Raw genomic sequence first — 23,471 nt, 5'->3', positions numbered from 1 at the left:
CTCTGATGTACGGGTGAGACGTCATCATCCGGCGGTGCTCAACTCAGCTGCAACTACCGCTGAGGTAATAGATCCGCGGCTGAGCGCCTGGGTCTGAATGCGAGCAGCACATTCCCCGGAGGCTGACGAAAGCTGCCATAGCCCGAACCGACGAACAGCATGCCGGCCCCGGCGAATATCGAGTGACTGTCGATCGCGCCGCCTTTGCCTGGAACTGCGTTGATCGTGTCGAAGTCGCGCAGAGTGTCGAACTCGAAGTCGATGGCCCCGGTCGCAGCGTCGTAAACGTACAAGCGGCCGTCGATGGATGCGGCGACGACGGATTGGTCGATCACCAGCGGTGCAGCGGACAGGCCGTACTTCTCCTCGCACTGATCCATACGCTGACCGCGCCCGCTGCTGCAGTCCGCAGTCACCGGCTGACGCCAGAGCACCTCACCACTGCGGATGTCCAGCGCATTCATGCCGGGTTCGCGTGTCACGCCCGGCAGCGCAATCGGATCGTTGATCGGCACGAAGACCCGGCGGCCGTCCACCGCCAGTCCCCAGTGCACGCCGCCGAGCGGCGAGCCCTCGCCGATGCGCCGATTCCACAACAGCCTGCCGGTGTCGGGATCGAGGGCCCAGACATCACCGGATTTCTGGCCCGCGAGCAGAATGTCACCCTCGGCCTGTTCGATCAGTACCGCCGCGGCACCGAAGTCGAAGTCTTTCAGCACACTGTCTTCGGGACTGGGGCAGTTCGGGCCGGACGATGCCCAGGGTATCCGGCAGGACATGATCCAGACGTCGTCGGCCAGCGCCTGAAAGCCCCAGCGCAGCCTGCCCGTTTCGATGTCGAGGGCGAGCACCGCATCGCTGGTCGCGGTCGCCGGCAGCGAGGTGTTCTCACCGGTGGTCACATAAACCAGCCCGCGCTTTGCATCGATGGTGGGGGAAGACCAGATCGGCGCACCGGAAGGTCCGCGCAGCCGCACACCGATGCGGCTGGTCTTCCCGGTGTACTCGGCATCCTTCATGGTGTGATAGGTCCAGAGTGTCTCACCGGTGGCGGCGTCCAGGGCGCGCACCGCGCCATGCTCCGCACAGCATTCGTATTCCGGGTCCGCACCCCTGCCGACGCCTGAGGCGGAGATCGGCACAATGATCTTGCCCTTGTAGAGGACAGGCGCACCGGTGATGGTGGCGTCCTGAGAGTGGGTGCCCGGGGCAATCCAGAGTCTGCTGCCGGTCACCGGGTCCACCGCGTGGACCTGGCCATAGCTGTCGGCGAACACCAGCGCTTTCGCGCCGCCCTCACCCAGCTCGCCGTAGGTCACCGAGGAGCGCAGACGGGCGCCCGCATCGTAGACCCATTGCACACAGGGAACGGTGACTTCCAGCGCCAGCAGACGACCGGTCTGGGTGGGTGTGTAAAACAGGGTATTGCCGACGATAGCCGGTGCTGCGCGCAGGCCGTTGGTATCGGGGAAGCCGATCGCCCAGGCAAGTTCCAGCTTACTCAGCTGCGCGCTGGTCAGCCCTGCTGCGTCTGCGCTGAGATTGCGGCTGCTGTGATGGTCGACCCCGAACATGGAAAAGGCCGCACGTTCATTCAAGACGACCGTGCGGTCATCGGTGCCACACATCATGCCCGCGTACCATGCGTCGCTGTGCGACTCACGCGCAGCGAGATAGTCGATCACATCACGCAGTTCCGGGCGGGAAAGGCCCGCGGCCTGCTGCTTCATCACACCCCGGGTGAGAGATGCGGTGAGCGCCCGGGCATTGAGCTGTTGAATGGCAGCAAGGCCCGGCGCGCGGGTCATGTCCGGCTGCTCGTGGCAGGATGCGCAATGCTGTGCGTACACGGCTGCGCCGGGGTGACGGGATGGCTCAGCGGCCCTGGTGAGGCTTGCAGATCCCAGGAGGGTCAGGATCAGCACCAGACGCAGCAATGTTGAGTTGAACATTTCGATTGCCGTTGGTCACAGGGTCGCCGAATTCTACAGGGAAGCGGCAGGGCAGGCGTCGTGCGAGACATTGCTAGTTGAGCAGAGTCTCCCTAGCATGCGGCGATGAAAACTCCCTACGATGTCGCCATCATCGGCGGTGGCCACAACGGACTCGTCTGCGCCGCCTATCTGGCGGCCGCCAGGCTCAAGGTGGTGGTGCTCGAGCGGCGCGAGGTGGTGGGCGGCGCGGCCGTGACCGAAGAATTTCATCCCGGCTTCCGCAATTCCGTGGCGAGCTACACCGTGAGCCTGCTGCATCCGCGCATCATCTCGGAACTCAATCTCGCGGGCCACGGCCTGCGCATTCTTACCCGACCGTACTCGAACTTCCTGCCGCTGCCCGGTGGTGATCATCTGCGCACGGGCAGCTCGGCTGGGGAAACCCAGGCCCAGTTCGCGCGCTTTTCGAAGCGGGATGCACAGCGTCTGCCGGCTTACGAGGCCATGCTCGAGCAAGGTGCGCAACTGCTGCGCGGCATGCTCCTCGAGACGCCTCCCAATGCCGGTGGCGGGCTGCGGGATGTGATCGCGGCGTTCAGGCTCGGCAATCGCCTGCGCAAGCTGTCCCTCACCGAAAGCCGCGACGTGCTGGATCTTTTCACCAAGAGTGCCGGTGATCTGCTCGACGACTGGTTTGAGGCCGAACCGGTAAAGGCCCTGTTCGGCTTCGATTCGATTGTGGGTAACTATGCGAGCCCCTATGCCGCCGGCTCCGCCTATGTGCTGCTGCATCATGTCTTCGGCGAAGTGAACGGCCAGCAGGGTCAGTGGGGTCATGCCGTGGGCGGGATGGGGGCGATTACAGCCGCCATGCGGGCGGAAGCCGAGGCGCGTGGTGTGGAAGTCCGCACGTCGGCGGCGGTGTCCCGGGTGATCGTCGAGCAGGGTAGAACCACCGGGGTCGAACTGGAAGATGGCAGTGTGGTCGCCGCACGCAGCGTCGCCGCCAACGTCAATCCGAAACTGCTGTTCACACAGATGGTTGACCCGGGTGATGTCGATGCCGATTTTACAGATCGGATCCGCCGTTATCGGAATGGCTCCGGCTCCTTCCGGATCAACGTGGCACTGTCGGAACTGCCGCGCTTTGCTGGCACCTCGGTGGACGTTCAGAAAATGGCCGTGCGTTCGGGCATCATCATGGCGCCGTCGCTGCGCTATATGGAAGACGCTTACTTCGATGCACGCAGGGACGGCTGGTCGGCGGCCCCCATCGTGGAGATGCTGATTCCCAGCACCATCGATGACTCCCTGGCACCACCCGGCGCCCATGTGGCGAGTCTCTTCTGTCAGCAGTTCGCACCGGAGTTGCCGGACGGCCGCAGCTGGGACGACGTAAAAGATGATGCGGTGAAAGCCATTTTCGCCACCGTGGATCGCTTCGCGCCGAATTTCAGCTCCAGCGTGATCGCCACCATGGCGCTGTCACCGCTCGATCTCGAGCGCAAGTTCGGGCTGCTGGGCGGCGACATCTTCCATGGTGCGCTCAGCCTCGATCAGCTCTTCTCGGCCCGGCCCGTGCTCGGCCATGGGGACTACCGCAGTCCCGTCGCCGGTCTCTATCTGTGCGGTTCGGGCACCCACCCGGGTGGGGGTGTCACTGGTGCCCCGGGACACAACGCGGCCCGGGAGATCATCCGCGACCTGACCTGACCTGACCTGACCTGACCTGACCTGACCTGGCCGATTTCTCCGGGATTGCATGTTGCAACGCACAAACATTCCGGTATCCTGCGCGCCGTCTCACTACCGGCAGGAGCGCCCGCCCATGAATTCGAACACCTTCACCCCGCCAGCCTCCCTCGGCTGGAGCCCGGCTGCTCAAATTGCCGCCATGACCCGACTCTTCGACCTCAGCACCGCGGTGGTCGGACGGCTGGTGGAGCTGAATGTGGCCAATCTGCGACGCCAGGGTGCATCGAACCTCAGTCATCTGAAATCTCTCGCCGAAGTGCGGGACTTTTCAACTCTGGTGTCAACCCAGCGTCAATTCCTGAAGGCTTCCTGGCAGTACCAGGAAGAGTCGATGAAAGCCGCCTGCAGGGTGCTGCAGCAGGGCATGGAAGAGGCACAGACCGCACTGCGTCCAGCACCGCCTCAGTCTGCTGCGAAACAGCCCGTCGTAGCGCAAGCGAAGAAGCCCATACCGGCCGCGACGAGCGCGCCGAGCCGGACAACCACAGCAAAGGTGGCGACCGCGCCAAAGGAGACGATTGCGCCCACAGCCGACGCCTCCCGCGCTGTTTTCGAAATTTATCAGGACAAGGCCGGCGAGTACCGCTTCCGCCTGCAGGGCCTGGATGGCCGTACCCTGTTGCGCAGCGAAGGCTACCGGAAGCGTCGCGGAGCGGTGAACGGTATCAATGCGGTGAAGAAGAACGCGTCGAACGATGCGCGCTACGAGAGACAGTCCAGTCCCACCGGCAAGCCTTCATTCAATCTGAAAGCCGGCAACCATCAGGTGATCGGGTCCTCCCGCACCTTCTCGACTGCCGCCCGGATGGACACCGCGATCGAACTGATCAAGGAGACCGCGCCGGTTTCGAAGGTGCGGGATCTGACAGCGGCAGCCTAACCGCCTGTGCCGTTGCGGATGATCTGTACATAGGTGCGCACGCCCTGAGCCAGGTTGGCCACGCTGATCTTTTCGTTGGTGCCGTGAAAGCCGGTGATGTCTTCGGGGGTCACCCGCATCGGATTGAAGCGGAATGAATTGTCCGCTACCTGTCCGTAGTGGCGGGTGTCCGAGCCGGCGATCATGAGCCCCGGGGTCACCACCACGTCACCGTAGATCTGCCGCACCGCGTCTGCGATTGCGGTGTAACCCTCCGAGTTCCAGTCCGAGACTTCCGAGGCTCCAATCCCGGCGCCGGGTGGGACTTCGACTGTCACGAACTCGTTCTCCACCACCGCTTTCACATGGTTGATCACGTCTTCCACGCTGTCGCGCGGGTGCACGCGGAAATTCACCGTCGCGACCGCTTCGATGGGTAGGACGTTCACCTTCGGACTGGCGCGCAGCATGGTCGGCGCGGTGGTGGTGCGCAGCATGGCGTTGCCGAATGTGGTGGCGGAGAGCTGATCGTCCACGAGGGAATCAAACAGCCAGCGATTGGCGAACAGCAGCCGGAAGGTGAAGGGCATATAGCGGCTCGCGGTGTCGAACATCTGTTCGCTGAGTCCGCTCAATCCGCCGGGCACTGGTGTGGTCTCCAGCCGGGTGATGGCTTCGGCCAGCCGTCCCACCGCCGTCTGCTGCGGCGGCATCGAGGAGTGGCCGCCATCGGCGTGAGCGATCACGTTCAATGTCACACTGCCCTTCTCGGCAACGTTGATGGCCGCCATCAGCTGCTCGACGCCGGGCAGCATGCCTTCGAAGAGAAACGACCCCTCGTCGAGCGACCAGGCGAGCTGCACCCCCTGTTCGCGCAGATAGGCGGTGACCGCGCCGGCGCCGTTCGGACCACCCACCTCTTCGTCGTGTCCGAAGCTGAAGTAGAGCGTACGCGCGGGTGTGAAGCCTTCGGCGAGCAGATGGGTGGCGGCTTCGAGCTGTGCGATCACCGCGCTCTTGTCATCCAGGGCGCCGCGGCCCCAGACGATGTCGCCTTCAACCACGCCGCCAAAGGGCGGTTGCGACCAGAGTGCTTCGGTGCCTGGAATCACCGGCACCACATCGTAATGTCCGGTGATGAGCACCGGGGCGAGTGAAGGATCGCTACCCTGCCATCGATACAGGAGGCTGTAGTTGCCGTGGCGGGTCAGACTCAAAGCCGAGTGAAACGCCGGATAGGTGCGGGCGACCCAGTCGATGAAGCCTTCGAATTCCGCGGGCTCGAAGTCCTCCGGCTGCTGATGGGACACGGTGCGGAAACGCACCGCTTCGGCCAGATGCCGGGCAGCCCGCTCAGCGTCGATGTTCGGAGTGACCACTGTGGTGGAGATACTGTCACCCGCCAGGGGCTGATGCAGCAGCGTGCGCACGACAACCACGGCCACCAGCAGAGCCAGTGCACCCAGCAGCCCCAGCAGCAGATTACGCATGTCCGGCTTTCTCCAGTCTTTCTGTCCGCAGGGCTTTGCGTCGTACTTTGCCCGCGTCGTCCCGCAACGGCTCGGTCACGAACTCGACAGTGCGGGGAATCTTGTAACGCACCAGCCGTTCCGCGAGATGGGCCAGCAGCGCGGCTTCATCCGGCCTGCCTGTGGGGATGTCGACGATGGCGTGCACGCTGTTGCCCAGGTCTTCATGGGGCAGACCGATCACGGCGGAGGAGCGCACACCGGGAAACGCATCGATGGCGGCTTCGACTTCCGCAGGATAGATGTTGGCGCCACCGCTCAAAATCATGTCAGTGAGCCGGTCTGAGAGGTAGAGGTAGCCTTCTTCGTCCAGATAGCCGATGTCGCCGATGCTCTCCCAGCCGCCCTCGATGGCCTTGGCTTCGGCGCCGATGTAGCGGTAGGTGGAGCCGGGTCCGCTGAGCGGACGCATGTACACCTCGCCGATCTCTCCCGGCGGCAGGTCTTCGCCGTTTTCGCCGACGATTTTCATTTCGCAATGTGCGCCCGGTTTGCCGACGGAGCCCTTGTGGGTGAGCCACTCGTCACCGCGGATGGTGGTGGAGCCCTGGCCTTCGGTGCCGCCATAGAGTTCCCAGATCACTTCGGCGCCCAGCCAGTCGATGAAGGCTTCCTTCAGCCAGGCCGGGCAGGGGGCTGCGAGGTGCCAGAGCACGCGCAGGGAAGACAGGTCGAAACCCTCGCGGACTTCGGTCGGCAGGTTCCAGATGCGCTGCATCATGGTGGGCACCATGTACACAACATCCACCCGGTGTTTCTCGATCAGCGCGCAGGTTTCCTGGGCGTCGAAGCGGGTGGTGACCACCACGTGATTGCCTTTGAACAGGGCGATCATCGCCCAGGAAAAGGGACCGTTGTGATACAGGGGACCGGGAATCAGCACACAGCCTTCGTTGGCGAAGCTCAGATACTCGGTGTCCGGATTCCAGGCTGCGGGCAGTTTCGAGACGATGAGTTTCGGCCTGCCGGTGCTGCCGCCGGAGGTCATGGCCTTGAAGGATTCCGCCGTGCGCTCGGGCAGCGGATCTGCAGACAGTGTGGCATCGGGCTGATAGCCGATGGGCAGCGTGGTCGTGCCGCCCGTCCGGCTGGGGTCCTCGACTCCGGTGAGCAGCGCCGGGGCGCAGAGCTCGACGATCTGATCGCGCTCGAATTTCGGCAGCTTTGCGGATACGGGCTGAGGCGTTGCGCCCAGTTTCCAGGTGGCGAAACAGGATTCGAAAAACTCGATGCCGTTCGGCAATGCGACCGTAACGAAGTCGTTCTCCTTCACACCGAGGGCCTGATAAGCGCGCGCGAGTCGATTGGTGCGGGCTTCGAGCTCGGACCAGGTAACCGATGTGTCAGCGTGGGTGATGGCCACCGCATCCGGTTTGCGTGCGGCCCAGTGCGCGAGAATGCGCGACAGTGATATCGGCTGAGATTCCGTAGTCATATGTACTCCCTTAAGCGTCGCGAGCTTAGCGTACTCCAGGTCTGATCAGGTCAGAGGCTCCCTAGCTTCACGAGCTGCTGCCAGAAGATCCTCTCGCCGTTGAGCGTCTCATCCACCGGGAGGGATTCGAAACGCTCACCTTTGTAGGCGGCCATCAGGTCGAAAGACGAGCGCGCGAGCAGCTTCATCCAGCCGTCGAAGGACCACATTTTCATCGCGTATTCTTCTTCGATCACCCGACCGTCCGGAAACACGAAACGTGAGATGTGGGTTTCCATGCCCGCGCTGCCGGCGGTGCACGCCCATTCCGCGGTCACGGATTCCCCCAGATAATCGAATTCCCAGGCTTCCGCTTCCCCCACACCCGGACGATCGCGCAGATCGAGCTGCACCCAGTAGCTGGCACCTTCATAGAGATTGCGCGCCATGCACTCGAGGTGGGCGAGCATGGCGGATTCGTCCGGGAGATGCGCGAGGCTGTTGATCGGGCAGACGGCCAGATCGCAGGCTTCATCCAGATCGAAGTCCGTGACATCCGCGGTCAGCCACTGGCCCTTCAGCCTGTGCCTGTCGTAGTGAGCTTCGGCGAGGGCGAGCATCTGCGGTGAAGCGTCGACACCCACCGTGTCGAATCCTGCCGCCGCGAATCCCCGCAGCAGGCGCCCGCTGCCGCACATGGGTTCCAGCACCCTGCCGCGCTCGAGACCGGACAGGCCGGCAAGGGACGACACCTGACCGGCGACGCTCCAGTTGAAGGCGGCGTCATAGAGGGCGGCGAAGGTCGTGTAGAGGTTGCTCATGATTGTGTGCTGTGGCCTGTAAGTCAGGATCCGTGACTGATTTTCCAGATCCGGCCACGCACCGAATCTGACACATAGAGGGCACCCTGCGCATCCAGGGCCAGTCCGGAAGGCCGGTAACGGGCATCGCTCGGTCGCACCAGCACGTCATGGCCGCTGAAACCGGTGAGAAAATCGATCGGATCGCTCAGCACCTCGCCATTGTGCATGGCCTGAAAGGTCACCCGGTAACCGTCCTGTGGATTCGGCGCGCGATTCCAGGAGCCGTGCCAGGCGATGAATACACCGCCCTGGTATTGATCTGGAAACTGGTCGCCGGTGTAGAACAGCATATCGTTGGGCGCCCAGTGGGCGGGGTAGGCGTGCAGGGGTGTCTGATAGCGTCCCGCCGGTGCTTCGCGGTGGCCATCCCCGCCGTATTCCGGCGCGAGCAGTCGCTTTCCCGAGCGCGGGTCCACGAACGTGGTGGGCCAGCCATAGTCAGCACCGGGCACTGCTTTGTGGAATTCTTCCGCCGGCATTTCGGTGCTGTCGGCATCGTCGAATAACCCAGGCCACAGGGTGCTGAGCTGGTCACGCCCATGCATGGCGAAATACAGGGCCTGCTCGCTGTGATTCCAGGCCATGCCGACGATGTTGCGGATACCGGTGATATAGCGTTCGCCGTCCAGCTGGCGTTGACCCGATCGGCTGGCACTGAACTTCCACACCGCCGCCTGACGCTCGAGCTGGGGGCAGGGTTCGAGTCCCGGCGAACCGGGAGAGCGGGGTTTGGTCTGACAGGCATTCGAGGGTGCGCCGACATTCACAAACAGATCGCCGCGATGATTCAGCGCCAGGGATTTGCTCGCGTGGGAGCTCTGGGTGGGGAAGTCCGAGACTAGGGTTTCCGCGTTGCCCGTGGGCAGCAGCGCAGCGTCGAGCATGATCCGGCTCACGCTGGTGTCGTCGCTGAAATAAAGGAAGGGCGCGTGGTACTCGAGACCGGTGGAAATCGGCAGTTCCCGCTGTTCGATCCGATCTGCGGTACCGTCGCCGTCCGTGTCGCGCAGAGCAAAGAGTACCCCGTCCCGTCTGGCCACATAGACGTCGCCATTGTCCCGCACCGCCAGATGGCGGGCGCCCTGGCCGATGCCTTCATGAAAAACAGTGAGGATAAAACCGGGAAGTGCCACCGGCCCAACCTCTGTGACATCCGCCGGAGCGACATCCGCCGGAGCGACATCCGCCGGAGCGACATCCGCCGCTGGGACCTCCGCTGCAGTGGCAGCGGCACCCGGAATGGCGGTGAGCGCGGCCATCAGCCAGGTGAAGGGCAGAACGCGGTGAGTCGTGGGGCAGTTGAGCATGGGTGGAATCCTTCGCAGAGAGAGACAACTTATACGGCTCCCGGGTGCGGCGTCCAGCAACCCCGGATCCGCAGCGTCAGAGTGCGGTGAGCGCCCGGTCGGTGGTCATTCAGCGGCCGGCTACCTATGATGGCCGATCAACATCGGATGCGAGGGGAAACGCATGATTTCAGGGATCAGAAAGGCCGTGCTGGTCGGAGCCGCACTCTGCTGCGGTAACGCGCTCGCGGCAGACCAGCCCAATGTCCTGGTGATCTGGGGGGACGACATCGGCATCACCAACATCAGCGCCTACAGCGACGGCATCATGGGCTACCGGACGCCGAACATCGATCGCATCGCGCGGGAAGGCATTCGCTTCACCGACTATTACGGTGACCAGAGCTGCACCGCCGGGCGCTCTTCTTTCATTACCGGTCAGACGGTGGTGCGTACCGGATTGTCCAAGGTCGGCCTGCCGGGCGCCGATCTGGGCATCCAGGACCGGGATGTCACCCTGGCTGAGGTGTTGAAGACCATGGGGTACGCCACCGGTCAGTTCGGCAAGAACCACCTCGGCGATAAAGACGCCCACCTGCCCACCAACCATGGCTTCGATGAATTTCTCGGTAATCTGTATCACCTGAATGCCGAAGAAGAGCCGGAAGATCCGGACTATCCGAAGAATCCCGCGTTCAGAGAGCGTTTCGGCCCGCGGGGCGTGATCCATTCCTACGCGGATGGCTCGATAGAAGATACCGGTCCGCTCACCCGCAAGCGCATGGAAACCGCGGATGACGAATTCATCGCTGCGGCTGCGAAGTTCATCGATGCCTCCGCCAGTGCCGGTAAGCCCTTTTTCGCCTGGGTGAATACCACCGGCATGCACTTCCGCACCCACACCAAGGCCAGCTCTCTCGGCCGTTCGGGTCAGGGCTTCTACAACGACACCATGATGGATCATGACGACAATGTCGGTGTGCTGCTCGATCAGCTGGACGCGCTGGGCATTGCGGACAACACCATCGTGTTCTATTCCACCGACAACGGTGTGCATTTCAATACCTGGCCGGACGCGGGCATCACCCCGTTCCGCAGCGAGAAGAACACCAACTGGGAAGGCGCCTACCGGGTGCCGGCCATGGTGCGCTGGCCGGGCCGGATCCCGGCCGGCAAGGTGTCGAACGAGATCATGTCCCATCTGGACTGGATGCCCACGATCGCGGCCGCAGCCGGCGATCCGGATCTCAAGGCGAAACTGCGCAAAGGCATGAGAATCGGCCGGAAGGATGCCCGGCTGCATCTTGACGGGTACAACTTCCTGCCCTATCTCACCGGTGCCGAGCCGAACGGGCCGCGGCGTGAGTTTCACTATTTCGACGATGGCGCCATGCCGGTGGGCGTGCGTGTGGGCGACTGGAAGATCGTTTATGCGGAAAACCGCGCGAAGACCATGGCGTTGTGGGCGGAACCCTTTGTGGTGCTGCGGTTGTTCAAGATTTTCAACCTGCGCCGCGATCCTTTTGAGCGGGCGGATGAAAACTCAAACCAGTACTGGGACTGGATGATTGACAAGGCGGCTCAGGGTTATCTGGGCACAGCGACCACCGCGGCTTTTCTGCAGACCCTGGCAGAATATCCGCCGAGCCAGCGCCCGGACTCCTGGAGCATCGAGAAGCTGACAGATCAGTTCATGTCCAACCTCGAGTAGGTGCTGGAGAGTCGAGATGGCAGCGAGCGATCTGTTGCAGCAGATTGAAGCCCTGCGCGCCGCTCTGGAGCACGCGGTGATCGGGCAGTCGGAAGTGGTGCAGGCCCTTATCGTGGCGCTGCTGTGCAATGGCAACGTCCTGCTCGAAGGCTATCCGGGCACGGCGAAAACCCGCTCCATCAAAACCCTGGCGCGGGTACTCGACGCCGATCTCGGGCGGATCCAGTTCACCCCGGATCTGCTGCCTGCGGATGTCACCGGCACCGAGATCTATCAGGAAATCGAAGGTCGGCAGCAACTGCACTTTCAGCGCGGACCCGTCTTCAACAACCTGGTGCTGGCGGATGAAATCAATCGCGCACCGGCGAAGGTGCAGTCGGCGCTGCTGGAAGCGATGGAGGAGCGGCAGGTGACGGTGGCCGGCACCACCTATCGACTGCCGGAACTCTTCATGGTGCTGGCAACCCAGAACCCCATCGAACAGGAAGGCACCTATCCTCTGCCGGAAGCGCAGATGGATCGGTTCCTGATGAAGATCAATCTCGACTATCCCGGCGAAGCGACAGAACGGGAGGTGGTTCGTCTGGTGCGCAGTGAGGAATCGACAGGCGATGGCGCTCCTTCGGTGCGGGTGCCGCAACAGTGCATCTTCGCCGCGCGCAGCGAAGTGCGCGGGGTGCATGTCTCGGATGCGGTGGAAAACTATCTGGTGGCACTGGTGATGGCAACGCGGCAACCGGACCGCTATCCGGACAGTCCGCTGGCGGACTGGATCCAGATCGGTTCGAGTTCCCGGGCCAGCATCGCTCTCGACCGGGCGAGTCGCGCGACCGCCTGGCTGGCTGGCAAAGACTTCGTCGATCCGGACGACGTGCGTTCGATGGCGCATGCCGTGCTGCGTCACCGCCTGCTGCTCAGTTACGACGCGATCGCAGATGGCGTGGGTGCCGACGATGTAGTGGATGAGATGTTGAGACAGGTAGCCGTGGCATAGGAATGCCGGCGTGGCATAGGAATGCCGACGTGGCATAGGAATGCCGACGTGGCACAGGAATGCCTGAGTGGCACAGGAATGCCTGAGTGGCGTAGCAGAGTGATGGGTCACCTGAAGACGGATATGGACCAGCGGATATATGTCGATCTGAAATCCCTGATGGCCCTCGAACACCAGGCCAGGGGGTTCAGTTTTCTGCCGCGTCAGCCGCTGCACAGCGTGCTGTCCGGCAGACACGGCTCACGGTTGCGTGGCCGCGGTCTGAATTTTGAAGAGCTGCGCCACTATCGACCTGGCGATGATATCCGCACGCTGGACTGGAAGGTCACCAACCGCACGGGCAAACCCCACGTGCGCACCTACACGGAAGAACGTGAACGAACCGTGGTGCTGCTGATCGATCAGCGACAGAGCATGTTCTTCGGATCCCGGGAGCAGATGAAATCGGTGGTGGCGGCACAGGCAGCGGCTCTTTCAGCCTGGCGTGTGCTCGGTGCCGGTGACCGGGTCGGTGCGGTGGTTTTCAATGACGAGCGTATCTCCCAGGTCCGGCCGCATCGCAGCCAGCGCAATGTCATGGAGATCTGCCATCAGATCTGTTCGATGAACCATGCCCTGCACGCGGAAGCACATTCCGAATCCCGGGTACAGCTTAATGATGCCCTGGCGCGTGCGCTGCGGATCTGCGCCCACGACGGCCTGCTGGTGCTGATCAGCGACATGTCGGGCTGGAACGATCGTTCACTCACCCTGCTCAAGCGTCACAGCGTGCACAACGATGCCCTGGTCGCGCTGGTCTACGACCCGCTGGAAGCGGAGTTTGCGGATGCCCGCTCACTCGTGGTCAGTGACGGCCGGCTGCAGATCGAGGTGAGTGCGGAGCGCAATGACCTTCGAGCCCGGTTTGCACAGGCCTACGCCCGGGCATTCGAGAGCCTGCGTGTATCTCTCGCGCGTTATGACATACCGGTGCTGCAGCTGAACACTGCCGAGCCGGTGCCTGGGCAGGTGCGTCGGGCCATGGGGCTTCCCGGCCATGGCTGATCTGCACAGTGTCGATTTCGGCAATCCGCTGCTCAGCGGTCTGCGGCCGATCGAGATGCCGGTGCCGGTGTCCTGGTGGCCGGAGACCGGCGGCTGGCTGGTGCTCGGCGTCTGTGTCTGCCTGTTTGTTGGACGGGCCACCCTGCGCAGGTTCAGGCGCTGGCGCAGGGATGCCTACAGAAGGAAACATCTGGCAGAAATCGATCGGCTCCTGGCTGACTCTGAAGGCGACCTGAATAAAGTTACCCTCCAGCTTGCGCCGCTGCTGAAGTCCGCAGCGCTGCAGGCCTACGGACGTAACGAAGTGGCGGCGCTGAGTGGCACGGCGTGGCTCGAGTTTCTCGATGCGCACTACCAGGGCTCATCCTACGGTGGTCGGTGTTTCCTTTCTGACCTCGGCGCCAGCCTGATACGCATCACCTATGAGCGCGACGCGGTGACCGCGCTGGAGCCGCAGACCGCCCGACAACTGATCGAAATCACCAGAGCCTGGATTGCCGGTCACCGGCGCGAAGAGCAGATCGGCGCATGATCGAGTTCGCCCATCCCTGGATGTTCGCCGCCCTGCTGCTGCCGGCTCTCGTGTACTGGCTGCTGCCGCCCCATCGAGCCGCCATGACCTCGGTGCGGGTACCTTTCTTCCAGACCCTCGTGGAACTCTCGGGAGAGAAGCCGTCGACGGGCGCCGTGGTGCTCGAGCGGCTGCTCTCCCAGCGGGTTCTGCTCGGTCTTTCCTGGCTGCTTCTGGTCGTCGCACTGGCGGCGCCGGAATGGGTAGGTGATCCGATCAACCGGACCAGATCCGCCCGGGATCTGATGATCGCCGTGGATATCTCCGGCTCGATGGACAATGCGGACTGGCAGCTCGCGGACGGGCGGGCGGCGACCAGGCTGTCCGGTGTGCGACTCGTGCTCGAGGATTTCGTGACCGCGCGACCCCACGATCGACTCGGTCTCATCGTATTTGCTGACAGTCCCTATCTGCAGGCACCTTTCACCGGGGATCATCAGACTTTTCTTTCGCTGCTCGACGAAACCGAAGTCGGCATGGCCGGCCAGAGCACGCGCTTCGGTGATGCGGTGGGACTCGCCATCAGGCTGTTCGACGCCAGCGACAGTGACAATCGGGTGCTGATCGTGCTGACAGACGGCAATGACACCGGCAGCCGGGTACCCCCCGTCGAGGCCGCGCGGGTCGCCTTCGAGCGCGGCGTGAAGATCTACAACATCGGCATGGGAGATCCGGCCACCGTCGGTGAGCAGGCGCTCGACATGGCAACCCTGGCGCGGATGTCTGAGATCACCGGCGGAGAGAGCTATCAGGCGCTGAACAACAGCCAGCTCGCGAGCATTTATCAGCGCATCGCGGCGCTGGAACCTGATGAGTACGAAACCCTCAGCTATCGCCCGCGGCGGCCGTTGTATCACCTGCCCCTCGCCGTGCTGGCCTGCACTTACACGCTGCTGTTCACGCTGCTGACACTGCTGTCACTGTGGAACCAGCGGCGCGCTCGAAGTGCAGGCGATGCGGGTTCCGCTGTCCGGACGGCAGAGGTGGGTGTCGATGCCTGAGATGCTGCAGGCCTTCCATTTTCTGCGGCCCTGGTGGTTGCTCGGACTGCTGCCGCTGTTGCTGACCTGGCGTTATGGCGATCGCGGTAATCGAACCCGGGACCATTGGGCACAGGTGATTGCCCCGCACCTGCTGGGGGCGATGATGGTGCGCAGCCGCGCCCAGCGCTGGTTCAATCCGGTGCGGGTGGCTGTGGTGATGATGAGCCTGGGCTTCATTGCCGTGGCCGGTCCTGCCTGGGAGCGCCAGCCCACGCCCCTGTTCGAAGATGAAGCCCCGCTGATCATCGCCCTGGATGTTTCCGCGAGCATGGACCAGCGGGACGTGCAGCCGAGCCGACTGATCCGGGCCAGGCAGAAGATAGAGGATCTGCTGACGCTGCGTGGTGGCTCCAGGGCGGCGCTGCTGGTCTACGCCGGGTCCGCCCACAGGGTCATTCCGCTCACCGGGGATCCGGATGCACTTCTGCATCTGCTGTCTGCGGTGAACGTGCAGATGATGCCGAGGCCGGGCAAACTGCCGGAATCCGTCCTGCCTCTGGTTGCCCGGCTGCTCAGCGAGTCTGCTGTGCCCGGCACGCTGCTGCTGCTCGGTGATGGCATCGGCGCAGCCACGCTCCCGGCGGTAGAGCGGTTTTTTGCACAACCGGAGGTCGCTGGCGCACAGCTGCTGGTACTGGGCATCGGCACCTCCGGGGCTCCCGTCGAAGGCGCAGATTTCATTCCGCTGGAACGTGAATCCCTGCAGCAGCTGGCCGCTGCAGGCGGCGGCATTTATCAGGAAGTCACGACAGACCGTCAGGATGTGCAGCGTCTGGCCCGGGCCATCGACAATCATCTCATCAGCGTGCAGGACGAAGAGCTACCCTGGGTCGATGCCGGTTACTGGCTGCTGATGCCCTTTGCGGGACTGTTTCTGCTGTGGTTCAGGAAAGGCTGGACGCTGCAGTGGCTGGTGGTGGTTGCAGGTGCGACTTTCCTCATGCCGGTGAACAGTGCCCGGGCAGATTTTGCTGACTGGTGGCTGACCCCGGATCAGCAGGGTCGCTATCTGTTTGCGCAGGGTGACTATGCGGAAGCGGCCGAGCGCTTCGAAGACCTGCGCTGGAAGGCCACCGCTTACTACGCGGCGGAGCAGTTTGATCTCGCGGCGGAATATTTCTCCCGGGACGACACCCCCTCCGGCCTCTTCAATCGGGCCAATGCGCTGGCCCAGGGGCGCCACTATCTGGCTGCGGTTCGCGGCTACGACGAGGTGCTGATCCGGGTACCCGGCCACGAAGGCGCCTTACACAATCGTGCACTTGTACAGGCGATCATCGACGAGATCAATGCGCTGAGTGCGGCACAGGTTGCGGAGGGCGACGAGACAGCACGGGATCCCGGCGCCGAACCCCGGACGGCGGACGGAGCCGAACGGCAGGTCCTGCCCGGAGAGGAGGCGCGCACCTTCACAGCCGAGGAGATTCTGGCCGACGAACGGCTGCAGGAAATGTGGTTGCGGGGCGTGCAGGCGGACCCTGCCCGTTTCCTCGGCATCAAATTTCAGATGCAGCTCGAGGCGGCACCCTGATGCGCTGGCGGGTGGTGGCCGGTGTGCTGAGTTTGGCGGTGCTTCCTGTGTTCACCACCCAGGCAGCGGAAGTCTCGGTGGCGCAGTGGATCGATCCGCAGCGGGACATCGTGGCACGGCGTCAGGTCGATCTGTATATCGAAGTGGCGACAGACGGATTCTTCTCCGGTGGCACAACGATCGCTGAGTTTGAAATCCCCGGCGTGGTCGTTCTCAGACGCGAACAGTTCGCAGTCAACGCCACCCGGATAAAGGACGGCGTTTCCTGGGCGGTGCAGCGCTGGAAGATCGCCCTCTACCCGCAACAGTCCGGTTTTTTCGAGGTGCCGTCCATTGCCGTCACTGTGGTGTCCGGTCCGTCGGCACAGCGCATCGAGGCGGCGACTGAGCCGTTCGGTTTCAGCGTTCACCTGCCTGGGGAGTTGAGTGCCTCCGGAGACTGGGTGGCGGTACCGCGGCTGGAAGTCGAGGAAGGCTATGACCGGCCGGAGTCCGAATTCGAAGCACTCGAGCCGGGGGATGCCGTGGTGCGGGTGGTGGAGATGAGTGCCAGGGATACGGTGGCGATGATGCTGCCGGAGATCCGTTTTCCGGCACCGCCGGGTGTGGCCGTCTATCGTGATCCACCCCGCCTCGAAGATTCGGTGAACCGGGGCGTGTCGCGGGCGAGCCGTCGGGAGACCGTCACCTACGTGATCGAAAAAGCCGGGCGCTATGCACTGCCACAGGTCGACATCCACTGGTGGGATACCGACCGGGATGAACCGGGACGGCACAGCCTGCCCGCCCGGGTGCTGGCAACCAGCGGATTCGCGGATAAAGACCGGTCGGTGGCGCGTGCTCCGGAACAAGACTCCGGGTCGGATTTCTGGTCCGATGCCGTCAGCATGCTGTCTGCCGTCATCCTCACGGCCGTCGTCCCGCTGCTGCTGATTCTGTCTGGTCTGGGGTGGCTTGTCCGGCGCAGGCGCGAAAGCTCGCGACACCCGTCACTCGATCAGCAGCTGGATCAGGTGGTGCGCAGCGGCAGGGCCCGGGAGCTGGTGGCATTGCTCTACCGATGGCTGGATGGCCGGCGCAGTGAAGTCTGCACATTGCGGGACTTCATCGCGACGCTCCAGCGTCCGGAGATTGAAAGCGCAAGAGTGGTCGTGATGCGGGCGGGATTCGGCCGATCCGACGGTGAGGAGGAGACCGCTGAGGCGCTGCCGTCGAGTGCTGCGCCCGGAGTGGTCGCGCTGGCCATGCGCACATTGCGGCGCATGACCCGACAGGTGCCTGACGCAGGATCGGACGCGGAGGCGCGTTTTCCCCTGAACTGATGGCGGGCAGATCGGGATGCTCAGAGGCCACCAGTTTCATCGTTCACCCAGGCGTCGATCAGATGGTGGGCGATTGCGATGGGCCCGGGCAGTCGCAGGGTCGGATGATTCTTTGTCATTGCGGCGTGCACTTCGGATCTGTCGAACCAGCGCACGTCGGTCAGTTCCGTGGTGTCGATTGTGATATCCCTGGTCAGTGCCTGACCGTGACAGCCGATCATCAGCGAAGAAGGAAACGGCCAGGGCTGGGATGAGTGATAGCGCACCTCGCCGACTTCGATCCCGGCTTCTTCCCGGATCTCCCGTCGCACCGCCTCTTCGATGGACTCGCCCTGGTCAATGAATCCCGCCAGCGCGGAGTACATGCCGGCGTTTGCGAGTCGTCCGGCCGACTGACCGAGCAGGCACTGCTCGCCGTCTGTAATCAGCATGATGGCGACCGGGTCGGTCCGCGGGAAATGCTCGGCGTTGCAGTCGCTGCAGCGGCGCTGATGGCCGCCCCTGCGCTGCTCGGTGCGCGCGCCGCAGACACTGCAGAAGCCGTGCCGTCGGTGCCAGTCGATCTGGGAGCGGGCCTGGGCCGTGATGCCTGTTTCGGCAGCGGGCAATGACATCGCCGCCATGCGGGCGTCTTCGAAGCGCCAGTCAGCGGGCAGATTCAGTTCATGGCTCGGATCGCCGATTTCGGAAATGTCGATGGCGAAATGTGCCACATCGGCGTCCAGCCCGAGCAGCACCGGTGCCACATCGATATCCAGGCGTGAGATGTCTGCGCAGTCGATCCAGCCCAGGTGCGGTGTCTCGGTGCCCTGCACCAGCACACTGAGGTTCCACAATGGCAGGTAACGGCTGGTGGGGTGGGATGCAGCCGCCTGGATCTTCGTTTCGTCTCTGCGCAGCGGGTCTGCGCGATCCAGCGGATTGCCGGCGAACGTATGAACGAGTGACATCAGCTGCCTGCCGACTGCAGGCGCGAGATGCGCACGCAGTCGTCCGAGCAGCAGCGGGCGTGAGCGTATGGTATGAACCAGTCACCGCAGCCGGGACAGGTTTTCAGCTCCGGTTCTTCGATGGTCAGTTCGCCGCGGCGCCGCGCTTCCAGCAGTTCCCGGACCCGGGCATTGCGCAGAGTCAGCTCGCGGAAGTCGGCATCGCTGAGGTCGAGCAGTTCGAGAATGAGGCTCACGCTGAGTCGCGGTGAGCGCAGCAGCAGGGTGGCAGCGGATTCCTGAAGATTGGCAGTGGTCACAGCGTCGACTCCATGAACGGCCGATAATGCCAGAGCGTTTCGGGCTTTTTTCTGTGTTCCATCACATTCTTTGCCGACTCAGACTTTACCTGTTCAGATCTTTACACCCAGCTCCCGGGCAGCGAATTCACGGATCAGTTTGTAGTTGGCCTTACCGTTCGGCGCACGCTCGAGGCTGTCACGAACCAGTATGCGTTTCGGCAGTTTGTAGGCAGCAAGGGTTGCCCGGGAAAAATCTCTCAGCGCCATTTCGTCGAGTGTGTAACCCGCATTGAGCTCCACCACAGCATTGACCGATTGTCCCCACTTGTCATCCGGCAGACCAACCACCAGCGCATCAGCGACGGATTCGTGGTGTTTGAGCGCTTCCTCCACTTCCTCCGGATAAACTTTTTCACCGCCGGTATTGATGCAGTTGCTGCCCCGGCCGAGCAGGGTGAGGGATCCGTCTGCCTCGACCCGTACCCAGTCTCCGGGGATCGAGTAGCGCACCCCGTTGATCAGCGGAAACGTCTTGGCGCTCTTGGCTTCATCCTTGTAGTAGCCGATCGGCAGAAACCCGGTGACGCCCACCATGCCTGTTTCTCCGGTGGCCACCTCCCTGAAATTCTCGTCGAAGACCTTGCAGGAAGGCCCTAGGGTGAATTTGGCGACCTCGACCGCAGCATCTTTGGTCATCAGTGAGGCGCCCAGACCTATGGCTTCCGATGATGAGAAACCATCCGCGAGGAGGAGTTCCGGATTGTGTCGCAGCAGGCCGGCTTTCACGGATCTGGTCCACATCACACCCGATGAGGAAATGACTTTCAGCGAGCTGATGTCGAAGCGTCCCGGATTGGCATCGAGGGTTTCGACCATGGGTCGCGCGAACGCATCGCCGACGATGGTCGCTGCAGTGACCCGATGCCGGTCGATGGCGGCCAGGGCTTCCTCAGCATCGAAGCTGCGACCGGGCAGAGTCACGCAGGTGCCGCCGTGTGTCATTGCGCCGATGGCGGACAGCAGACCGGTACCGTGCATGATCGGCGGCAGGGGCAGATTCACCGGTGGCTGTTCGTTCAGCACCCGGCCGAGGTAATCCTGAAGGTGCGGCGAGGGCGGCAGACCGACACGCGGATTGCCACCGGCGCCTGTGACACACCACAGATCTTCGTGACGCCACATCACGCCTTTCGGCATGCCGGTTGTGCCGCCGGTATAAAGGAACAGCATGTCGTCGGGTGATCGGGTTATGCCCAGGGGCTGTCCTGAGCCCTCTGCAGCCATCGCTTCGTAGTCGATCACATCCGCATTGCCGGGATGTCCGTCCGCAACTTCGATCCACTGAGCGACGTTGGGCAGTTGCTGGCGGATGCTGGCCACGTGATGCGCGAACTCCGCTGCGTAGATGACCACCGTGGCATCGGAGTTGTCGATCAGGTAAATGAGTTCGTGATCGACGTAGCGGTAGTTGACATTCACATGGGTGAGTCGGGCCTTGAATGCGGCGGCAATACCCTCTGCGTATTCGGGGCAGTTGCGCAGATAAAAGGCGATCTTATCGCCGTGTTTCGCGCCAGCGTCGAGCAGACCGCGTGCCAGATTGTTACTGCGCTTCGAGAAATCCGACCAGCTGATGGACCGCTTGCCGTGTATGCATGCCGGGCGTTCACCCGGCACAACCGAATCGATGCCATCGAGAATGTCGCCGTAATTCCAGTCGCTCATGTTCCGCTCCGGAAGATCTATCCCATGTAAGGAGGGTGGTGCACCCGCCTCGGGTGCCTGCAGTTCGAGCGGGGCATCATAGCCCAACTGCCTGGCGCTTTGGCCGGATCAGCCCGGAGCGCAATTGGGGGATCCCACGCATTGTGGACGCCGGGCGGGTCAGGCTTGCTAGAATGTGACTTTTTCTGAGTCGACTGGATGTACAGGGGACAACGATGAACTGGCGCCCCGGATCGGGGGGCGCGAGCGCGTGTGTCATTGTCGTGTTGATAATGATGGCGGGTCCGGCTGCCGGGGCAGCGCCGGGTGCACTCGCACTGGTGGAACTCGAACGTCACGATGTCGACGTGCGGGTTGATGGCAGGCTCGACGAAGCGGTCTGGAGCAGGCTGGCCGTGTTCGATGAGTTCTACATTACCGAGCCGGATACGCTGCAGAAGCCGCCCTACGCCACCCGGGTGCGCATTTTCTACTCCCAGCGGGGCCTGCATGTCGGCGTCGACATGGATCAGCCGGCGGAGACCCTGATATCGCGGCTGTCCGGCCGGGACGTGTTCCCGCTGTCCCGGGACGGAGTCAGCTTCACCCTGGATACCTCTGGCACCGGCCGCTACGGCTACTGGTTCAACGTGTTTCTGGGCAATTCCATCAGCGACGGCACCATTCTGCCGGAACGGCAGTACTCGAGTGACTGGGACGGTCCCTGGCGCGCGGCGACCGCCGTCACGGACAGCGGCTGGTCGGCTGAGTTTCTGATTCCCTGGGGCACGGTGGCGATGCCCCAGTCTCCTCAGGAGCGTCGCATGGGTTTCTACATCAGCCGCGCCGTGGCGCACCGGGGCGACGAACGCTGGGCCTGGCCCGCTCTGCCCCCCACCCGTCCGGAATTCATGTCGGTGATGCAGCCCCTGCAGATGGAGGGGATCAGCCCGCGTCAGCAGTACAACTTCTATCCCTATGTCTCGGTCACCCAGGACCAGATCGATGACAGGACGGACATCAAGACCGGCGCCGATCTGTTCTGGCGCCCGTCGAGTAATTTCCAGCTCAATGCGACCCTGAATCCCGACTTCGGTGCGGTCGAGTCGGATGAAGTGATCATCAACCTCTCAGCCACCGAGACCTTCTTCCCGGAGAAGCGCCTGTTCTTCCTCGAAGGCCAGCAGATTTTCAATGCCACGCCACGTTCCGACACCCGCAGCCGCGGTGTGGGGCGCGCCGGATCGCCGTACACCATGGTGAACACCCGCCGCATCGGCGGCAGACCCGAACTGCCGGAAGGGGCAGACGATGATGAGGACAGGGTCAACGACCGGGATCTGATCCAGCCGGTGGACCTGCTCGGTGCGGCGAAGGTCACCGGGCAGATCGGCGCCTTCCGCTATGGTGTGCTGGGTGCTTTCGAAGACGATGCCAGCCTGCGTTATGTCGATGACGCTTTTGTCGACCAGCAGGTGCAGCAGTCGGGTAACGATTACGGCATCGCCCGTCTGTTATGGGAGAGCAGTTCCAACGGACGCTACAAGGGCATCGGTTTTCTGTCCACCGCGGTGGTGAAAGGCGTCGGGGAAGATGCCTTCGCCCAGGGCGTCGACTGGCACTATTACACCCGGAATGCGAAGTTGAAGATGGACGGTCAGGCCTTCACGTCCGACATCGATGGGATCGGCCGCGGTTATGGCGGCTACACGGATTTCGATTATTCCCACCGGCAGGGCGTATCCACCCGGGTTGGACTCGAGTATCTCGACAGCAGAATCGAGCTGAACGATCTCGGCTACCTGGAGCGCAACAGCGAATACCAGGTGCGTGTCTCCCATCAGCGGACGACATCGGATCTCGGCTGGGCCAAGGAAAATCAGTTCGATGTGCGGGGTCCGCTGCAATGGAATCTCGATGATCGGCTCGTGCGGGCGGGTGTCTTTCTGACCAACGTTCTCACACTGAACTCACTGCACCGGATAAAGGTGCTGGCGAGTTACTCCCCCAAGGTCTACGACGACCTGAACAGTTTCGACAATGGTATCTACCGGACCGAAGACAAGGCGGGACTGAACGTCGGTTTCGAGACCGATCCGACCCAGGCTTTCATCTTTGTCGCAGACCTCGGTACCTTCGGTGAAGACCTGGGCGGGCAGAGCCTGGAACTGACGGCGGGTGTGGAATGGCGGCCGAACGATCGCTTCAGCATGGGCCTGAAGGTCAACTACAAGGACCGGGACGGATGGCTGCTGCATCAGGAAGATCGCAACATGACCACCTTCCAGGCGCAACAGCTCGGACCGCTCCTCGACAGCGAATACTGGATCAGTGCGAAACAGCAGTTGCGTATATCGCTGCAGTGGGTAGGCATCAAAGCCCGGGAAGATGAATTCTATCTGGTGCCGACCTCACCCGATGATCTCATCGAAGTCGCCAAACCACCGGGACCGACCGACGATTTCTCGGTGTCGCGGTTGAGCTTCCAGGCCCGTTACCGCTGGGAGATCGCGCCACTGTCGGATCTGTTCATCGTGTACACGCGTCAGGCGAGCAAGAGCAACCGCCTCATGGATCAGGACTTCGACGACATCTTCCAGGACGGCTGGGACAATCCCCTGGCCGACATGTTCGTGGTGAAGCTGCGCTACCGGCTGGGTTCTTAAGCCTGCTGCTGCGC

The 23,471-nt window shown here is 62.9% G+C and carries 18 protein-coding genes; 10 read left to right on the top strand and 8 right to left on the bottom strand.

Going from position 1 to position 23,471, the window contains the following annotated elements; all coding sequences use genetic code 11:
* Positions 1 to 53: 53 nt before the first annotated feature.
* Positions 54 to 1,952 (bottom strand): PQQ-binding-like beta-propeller repeat protein, encoded by a 1,899-nt coding sequence (locus R3E82_19725; protein ID MEZ5553122.1) that lies wholly within the window; start codon positions 1,950 to 1,952, stop codon positions 54 to 56.
* Positions 1,953 to 2,057: 105 nt separating this feature from the next.
* Here R3E82_19725 and R3E82_19720 point away from each other — a divergent pair, with 105 nt between their 5' ends.
* Entirely contained in the window at positions 2,058 to 3,647 is a 1,590-nt protein-coding gene (locus R3E82_19720; protein ID MEZ5553121.1) for an NAD(P)/FAD-dependent oxidoreductase, read from the top strand.
* 115 nt (positions 3,648 to 3,762) lie between these two features.
* Complete coding sequence (locus tag R3E82_19715) at positions 3,763 to 4,569, top strand: DUF1508 domain-containing protein (GenBank protein MEZ5553120.1); 807 nt, start codon at positions 3,763 to 3,765, stop codon at positions 4,567 to 4,569.
* Here R3E82_19715 and R3E82_19710 read toward each other — a convergent pair.
* The 4 genes from R3E82_19710 to R3E82_19695 are packed head-to-tail and all read right to left on the bottom strand — an operon-like array spanning position 4,566 to position 9,661.
* Positions 4,566 to 6,038 carry a M20 family peptidase gene (locus R3E82_19710; GenBank protein MEZ5553119.1) on the bottom strand — a complete coding sequence of 491 codons (1,473 nt, stop codon included), beginning with the start codon at positions 6,036 to 6,038 and terminating at the stop codon, positions 4,566 to 4,568. The genes R3E82_19715 and R3E82_19710 overlap by 4 nt on opposite strands.
* Positions 6,031 to 7,512: an AMP-binding protein gene (locus R3E82_19705; GenBank protein MEZ5553118.1), complete on the bottom strand. Its 1,482-nt coding sequence runs from the start codon at positions 7,510 to 7,512 to the stop codon at positions 6,031 to 6,033. The genes R3E82_19710 and R3E82_19705 overlap by 8 nt, the downstream gene beginning before the upstream one ends.
* Positions 7,513 to 7,562: 50 nt before the next feature.
* Positions 7,563 to 8,312, bottom strand: a complete 750-nt coding sequence (locus tag R3E82_19700) for a class I SAM-dependent methyltransferase (GenBank protein MEZ5553117.1) — start codon at positions 8,310 to 8,312, stop codon at positions 7,563 to 7,565.
* Positions 8,313 to 8,335: 23 nt separating this feature from the next.
* Positions 8,336 to 9,661 carry a PQQ-dependent sugar dehydrogenase gene (locus R3E82_19695; GenBank protein MEZ5553116.1) on the bottom strand — a complete coding sequence of 442 codons (1,326 nt, stop codon included), beginning with the start codon at positions 9,659 to 9,661 and terminating at the stop codon, positions 8,336 to 8,338.
* A gap of 163 nt (positions 9,662 to 9,824) precedes the next feature.
* On the opposite strand from R3E82_19695, the gene R3E82_19690 reads away from it, so the two are divergent.
* The 7 genes from R3E82_19690 (at position 9,825) to R3E82_19660 (ending at position 17,856) form a co-directional block, all read left to right on the top strand.
* The gene (locus R3E82_19690) at positions 9,825 to 11,351 is read left to right on the top strand and encodes an arylsulfatase (protein ID MEZ5553115.1); all 1,527 of its coding nucleotides are present in this window, start codon (positions 9,825 to 9,827) and stop codon (positions 11,349 to 11,351) included.
* Between the two features lie 16 nt (positions 11,352 to 11,367).
* Positions 11,368 to 12,345 (top strand): MoxR family ATPase, encoded by a 978-nt coding sequence (locus R3E82_19685; protein MEZ5553114.1) that lies wholly within the window; start codon positions 11,368 to 11,370, stop codon positions 12,343 to 12,345.
* A gap of 78 nt (positions 12,346 to 12,423) precedes the next feature.
* Positions 12,424 to 13,389, top strand: coding sequence for a DUF58 domain-containing protein (locus R3E82_19680; protein ID MEZ5553113.1), 966 nt, complete (start codon positions 12,424 to 12,426; stop codon positions 13,387 to 13,389).
* A complete protein-coding gene (locus tag R3E82_19675) occupies positions 13,382 to 13,921 on the top strand; it encodes a DUF4381 domain-containing protein (GenBank protein MEZ5553112.1) in 540 nt (179 codons plus the stop codon). Before R3E82_19680 ends, R3E82_19675 begins: the two co-directional genes overlap by 8 nt.
* A complete protein-coding gene (locus R3E82_19670; GenBank protein MEZ5553111.1) occupies positions 13,918 to 14,961 on the top strand; it encodes a VWA domain-containing protein in 1,044 nt (347 codons plus the stop codon). The genes R3E82_19675 and R3E82_19670 overlap by 4 nt, the downstream gene beginning before the upstream one ends.
* Positions 14,954 to 16,534 carry a VWA domain-containing protein gene (locus R3E82_19665; protein ID MEZ5553110.1) on the top strand — a complete coding sequence of 527 codons (1,581 nt, stop codon included), beginning with the start codon at positions 14,954 to 14,956 and terminating at the stop codon, positions 16,532 to 16,534. Before R3E82_19670 ends, R3E82_19665 begins: the two co-directional genes overlap by 8 nt.
* A complete protein-coding gene (locus R3E82_19660) occupies positions 16,534 to 17,856 on the top strand; it encodes a hypothetical protein (protein ID MEZ5553109.1) in 1,323 nt (440 codons plus the stop codon). The genes R3E82_19665 and R3E82_19660 overlap by 1 nt, the downstream gene beginning before the upstream one ends.
* Before the next feature lie 20 nt (positions 17,857 to 17,876).
* Here the strand turns inward: R3E82_19660 and nudC are convergent, their stop codons facing one another.
* From nudC to R3E82_19645, 3 genes are all read right to left on the bottom strand, one after another.
* Complete coding sequence (gene nudC / locus R3E82_19655) at positions 17,877 to 18,806, bottom strand: NAD(+) diphosphatase (GenBank protein ID MEZ5553108.1); 930 nt, start codon at positions 18,804 to 18,806, stop codon at positions 17,877 to 17,879.
* Positions 18,806 to 19,105 (bottom strand): hypothetical protein, encoded by a 300-nt coding sequence (locus R3E82_19650; protein ID MEZ5553107.1) that lies wholly within the window; start codon positions 19,103 to 19,105, stop codon positions 18,806 to 18,808. Before R3E82_19650 ends, nudC begins: the two co-directional genes overlap by 1 nt.
* A 93-nt stretch (positions 19,106 to 19,198) precedes the next feature.
* Positions 19,199 to 20,812 (bottom strand): acyl-CoA synthetase, encoded by a 1,614-nt coding sequence (locus R3E82_19645; GenBank protein ID MEZ5553106.1) that lies wholly within the window; start codon positions 20,810 to 20,812, stop codon positions 19,199 to 19,201.
* Positions 20,813 to 21,027: 215 nt separating this feature from the next.
* Here R3E82_19645 and R3E82_19640 point away from each other — a divergent pair, with 215 nt between their 5' ends.
* Complete coding sequence (locus tag R3E82_19640) at positions 21,028 to 23,457, top strand: DUF5916 domain-containing protein (GenBank protein MEZ5553105.1); 2,430 nt, start codon at positions 21,028 to 21,030, stop codon at positions 23,455 to 23,457.
* The last annotated feature ends 14 nt before the right edge of the window (positions 23,458 to 23,471 follow it).

Source organism: Pseudomonadales bacterium (genome assembly GCA_041395945.1).
Taxonomy (GTDB): Bacteria; Pseudomonadota; Gammaproteobacteria; order Pseudomonadales; family Azotimanducaceae; genus SZUA-309.
This window is presented reverse-complemented; position numbering and strand designations above follow the sequence as displayed.